Source organism: Oleiphilus sp. HI0080 (genome assembly GCF_001635135.1).
Map to the genome: position 1 here is coordinate 1 of NZ_LWFU01001029.1, position 5135 is coordinate 5135.

3 protein-coding genes are annotated in these 5135 nt (G+C 47.0%); all 3 read left to right on the plus strand.

Annotated features, from left to right (window positions below):
- Positions 1-2389: aminopeptidase N (gene pepN, locus A3751_RS19330; RefSeq protein WP_068458602.1), on the plus strand; the 2389-nt coding region annotated here is incomplete at its 5' end.
- Positions 2390-2630: 241 nt separating this feature from the next.
- Entirely contained in the window at positions 2631-4013 is a 1383-nt protein-coding gene (locus tag A3751_RS19335; protein WP_068458603.1) for a DUF1329 domain-containing protein, read from the plus strand.
- 61 nt (positions 4014-4074) lie between these two features.
- Positions 4075-5135, plus strand: a 1061-nt coding sequence (locus A3751_RS19340; RefSeq protein WP_156492645.1) for a YCF48-related protein, incomplete at its 3' end; no start/stop codon positions are given.

The window sequence follows — 5135 nt, forward strand, 5'->3', positions numbered from 1 at the left end:
CGAATCCGAGCTTGTAATCGATGGATTACGCTCTGATCACACTCTAGAGGTCGTGACCTGGATTAAGCCTCAAGATAACAAACGTTTAGAAGGGCTTTACAAGTCGTCGACGATGTTTTGCACGCAATGTGAAGCCGAAGGATTTCGTCGTATCACCTATTACCTTGACCGCCCCGATGTACTGTCGATTTTTACCACCCGGGTTGAGGCGGATCAGAAACTCTATCCTAACTTACTGTCTAACGGTAACTTGGTTGATTCTGGCGAGCTAGGCGAGGGAAGACATTTCGCCGAATGGAATGATCCATTTCCGAAACCTAGTTACTTGTTTGCTCTAGTTGCCGGTGATTTGCATTGTCAGCGAGACAGCTTTACCACGATGAGTGGCAAAGAGGTGCGCTTGGAGATATTTGTAGAGCACAAAAACGCCACTAAGTGTGATTATGCATTGGATGCGCTCAAGCGATCTATGCGCTGGGACGAGGAGGTCTACGGTCGCGAGTATGACCTCGACATCTTTATGATTGTGGCTGTTGATGATTTCAATATGGGTGCAATGGAAAATAAGGGGCTGAATATTTTCAACTCGTCGTGCGTACTCGCCAAGCCAGAAACGACGACAGATAACGCCTATCAGCGCATTGAAGCGATCGTGGCTCACGAATATTTTCACAACTGGTCGGGAAACCGAGTTACTTGTCGGGACTGGTTTCAGCTGAGCTTAAAAGAAGGTTTTACTGTCTTTCGTGACTCGGAATTTTCGGCAGATACAAACTCGCGTGTGGTAAAGCGAATTGAAGACGTCACCCTATTGAGGACGGCGCAGTTTGCCGAAGATGCTGGGCCAATGTCTCATCCGGTTCGTCCTGCGTCTTATATGGAGATTTCCAACTTTTATACTCTAACAGTATACGAGAAGGGAGCAGAAGTCGTTCGTATGTTACATACCTTACTGGGCCCGGACGACTTCCGTAAAGGATCGGACTTGTACTTTGATCGGCATGATGGACAGGCAGTGACGACAGATGATTTCGTCGCAGCGATGGAAGATGTTTCTGGTCGAGACTTGACGCAGTTTAAACGCTGGTATTCGCAAAGCGGTACTCCAGAAGTGACCGTTTTCAGTGCGTATGATCCTCAAATGCAGACCTATACGCTTCATTTTAAGCAGACCTGTCCTGCGACTCCGCAACAGCCTGAAAAAGCACCGTTTTTGATTCCCATTGAGCTTGGCCTGCTGGACGAGAGTGGACAGGATATTCCTTTATCCTGTTTCGGTAATGAGACGAGCGCCGTATTTGAACTCTCGGGCGAGGAAGAAAGCTTGGTGTTTGAGGGAGTTGCTAGCGAGCCGACGCCATCTCTATTGCGTGGTTTTTCGGCGCCTGTGAAGCTCTATTATGATTACGCTAGTTCGCAACTGCTGTTTTTGACTGAGAACGACAGCGATGGATTTAATCGCTGGGATGCTTCGCAGAAGATTGCCGTCAATGAGCTTCAGCGAATGACGAAGGCAATAGCCGATAAGGAGCCCGCGCAATTATCTTCTGCATTTGTCGAGGCTGTGAGGAAGATTGTGCGTAATGAGCAGCTTGATAAAGCGATGGTGTGCAAGCTGATGCAGTTGCCCAGTGCTTCTTATTTGATCGAGCTGTCCAGTGAGGCCGACGTTGATTCAATTTGTCGTGCGAGGGATCTTGCAAGAAAACAATTGAGCTTTGCGTTGCACTCTGAGCTCTACGAATGTTACCGCCGCAACGTTGCCGGCGAACAGGGTGGGTTGTCTTATGTCGATATGTCTAGGCGCGCTCTGAAGAATGTGTGTCTTGGAATGCTGAGTGCTAATGCAGATGAGGATTTTATTGCTTTGTGCCGCAAGCAGTATAGTGAAGCGGGGAACATGACAGATCAGCTTGGTGCGCTCGCAGCAATGATTGCTTCCGGTAATAAGCAGGACGCTGAAGATTTGCTCTTGCGTTTTTACGATCAATGGAGGGATGACGCTCAGGTTGTGGAGCTTTGGTTCTCTGTTCAGTCGGCAAGCTCTGAGTTTGCTGATTTGTCTCGAATCAAGTCCTTAATGGAGCACGAAGCGTTCGACTTTTTAAATCCGAATAAATTACGCTCGGTGGTCGGTGCTTTTGCTGGGCAAAATTTGAAGCATTTTCATGCTCTTGATGGCGAAGCTTATGCATTCCTTGCAGATCAGATTATTAAGTTAGATGATCAGAACCCGCAGATTGCATCGCGTTTGGCGACGCCATTGACGCGCTGGAGGAAGTTTTCAGTGGCGAGGCAAACGCTGATGACCGAACAGCTTCAGAGAATTCACCGTAAGGAGTCACTCTCAAAAGACTTGAGAGAAATCGTAGAAAAAAGTTTGCCTTAGTCCTCACGCATTTGGTTTTCAAAATCTCAAGCCGTGTGCTTCCCCGCATACGGCTTCTTTGTTTATTTCTTACGCTAAAACAGAGGTTTAACTTTGAGTCTTGAAAAGTTTTATAACAAAACTTCGATAGACACGCGCGAATTATCTGCTAAAAGTTAAGTAGTTAAGATAAAAAAATTACGTGTTTTTGTGAGCCGTCACTTTGGCAGTGCTCAAGTCTCGTTTAGACAAAGGAATTATCATGAGAATAAGAACCCTGCTTCTAGGTGCAGTTATAGCGTGTGGGTCGTATACGACAGTAGTGAATGCGAAAGTGTCCAAGGCCGAAGCTGACAAGCTAGGCACTTCACTCACACCTTTTGGATCGATAAAAGAAGGAAACGAGGCAGGAACGATTCCGCCATGGACTGGAGGTCTTACAGAAGCACCTGCGGGCTATGAAGGTAGCGGGCAGCACCATATTGATCCGTTTGCGGACGATGAGGTGAAATACAAAATTGATAAAGCGAACTATCCGGGTTTTGAAAAATACATGACTCCGGGCCAGTACGCTTTAATGGAAGCGTATCCCAATACGTTTGCAATGAATGTTTATCCGAGTCGACGAACTCATGCCATGCCAGATTGGGTGCTCGAGAACACAAAGAAGAACGCCCTTACTGCAACGTTGTCTAAGGGGGGGGTTGGAATCAAAGATGCATTCGGTGGAATTCCTTTTCCGATCTTGAGTGGCAATAGTGAAGATAAAGCTTTGCAGGTTATGTGGAATCACCTAACTCGCTGGCGTGGTATTTTCTTAACGGGTCGTTATACCGAACTTGCTGTTCAACGAGATGGTGATTTCTCTCCTATCACAAAACAGCAAGAAGTATTTTTTAACTTTCATAACCCCGAAGGAAGTTTTAAGAAGCTCGATAACATCCTTTTCTATTTTTTGACATTCAATAAAGCGCCTGCGCGTTTGGCTGGTGGGGCTCTGCTTGTTCATGAAACCTTGGATCAAACCAAAGATCCACGTCAGGCATGGGATTACAACGCAGGCCAGCGTCGTGTTCGCCGGGCACCCAACCTTGCCTATGATTCACCAATTGCATCTTCAGATAATACGCGTACTGCCGATGATACAGATATGTATAACGGCGCACCTGACCGCTACGATTGGGAATACAAAGGTCTTAAAGAGATTTTCATTCCTTATAACAACTATATGGTCGGTCAGAAAGGTCTCGAATATAGTGAGCTAGCTCAGGCCGGTCACTTAAATCCAGATTATGTTCGCTGGGAGCTACACAGAGTGCATGTTGTTGAAGCGAACTTGAAAAAAGGAGCTCGCCACATTTATAAGAAGCGAGTGTTCTACGTTGATGAGGATTCTTGGGGTGTTGCTTTGGTTGATCAATATGACAATCGCGGCGAGCTTTGGAGAGTCAGCGCTTCATTACTGAAAAACTACTATGAGCTTCCAGGCACCTGGACCTCTGCGAACGTTTTTCACGATTTGCAATCACGTAGATACAGTGCAAACGGGGTTTACTCTGAAGAACGACAGGCACCTGTTTTTGAAAATAAAGTGCCCAACAAGCGCTACTTTAAACCGCAGTCTCTGCGACGCCGAGCACGTTAACAATCTTTGGTTTTTAAAAAACGCTCTCTCGAAGAGCGTTTCCTAGTTTTAAGGATAACGAATGAATTCTATTCTCCGATACATGCTCAACTCGCCCTTGGCCAAAAAGTGTGCAGTTGCGATGCTTGGTGCAAGTGTTGCATCAGTCAGCTCTAACGCACTTGCTTTTGAGGGCGTACTGGAAACCCCAGCAATGCCTTCAGAAAAGGCTTCCGATTATCTTTTAGTGGATATCGAGAATGTGGGTAGTCGGTTAGTGGCTGTTGGGGCGCGTGGGCACATCCTTTATTCAGACGACCGGGGTGCTAACTGGGTTCAGGCATCGGTACCTGTATCAGTGCTATTGACTGCAGTTGACTTTGTTTCTGCTGACAAAGGTTGGGCCGTTGGTCATGGCGGGGTTGTTCTTCATTCTAATGACGGTGGTATTAATTGGGTGAAGCAGTTTGATGGCAATAAGGCGAATGAGTCGAATATCGAGCAGGCTAGAGCCTATATTGCTGAGTTGGAGTTCGAGCTGGATGAGGTTGGTGGAGAAGATTCGGATCTTGAGTACGCTATTGAAGATGCGGAGTATGCATTGGAAGATGCGCAGCTAGACGCAGAAGTAGGCGCAGCAAAACCACTTCTTGATGTGATGTTTTTAGACGATAAAACAGGTTTTGTTGTGGGTGCTTACGGCTTCCTTTTCAAAACGGAAGATGGCGGCCTGACTTGGGCTAATTACGGAAACCGTTTGGATAACCTTGATCGCTTTCACTTAAACACGATTGCGGAACTCGAGGGCGGGGCGTTATTGATAGGGGGCGAGGCCGGAATTTTATTTAGCTCCTCGGACCAAGGAGAGAGTTGGGAGACCTTAGATTCGCCCTACGATGGTTCATTTTTTGGTCTTGTTCCGCTAGAAGGTAGAGGGCAGGCTTTGGCATTTGGTTTGCGCGGGAATTTGTTTCGTACTGAAAACGCAGGCGAGTCGTGGGAGCAGCTTAGCTCAAATACAGAAAGTACGCTGATGTCAGGCGCGTTTGATGGAAATCGAAAAGTGAGCATCGCGGGCAACGGAGGTGTTGTCGTGCTAAGCGAAGATGGCGGTAAGACGTTCTCGGCATACTCTCGAGAGGA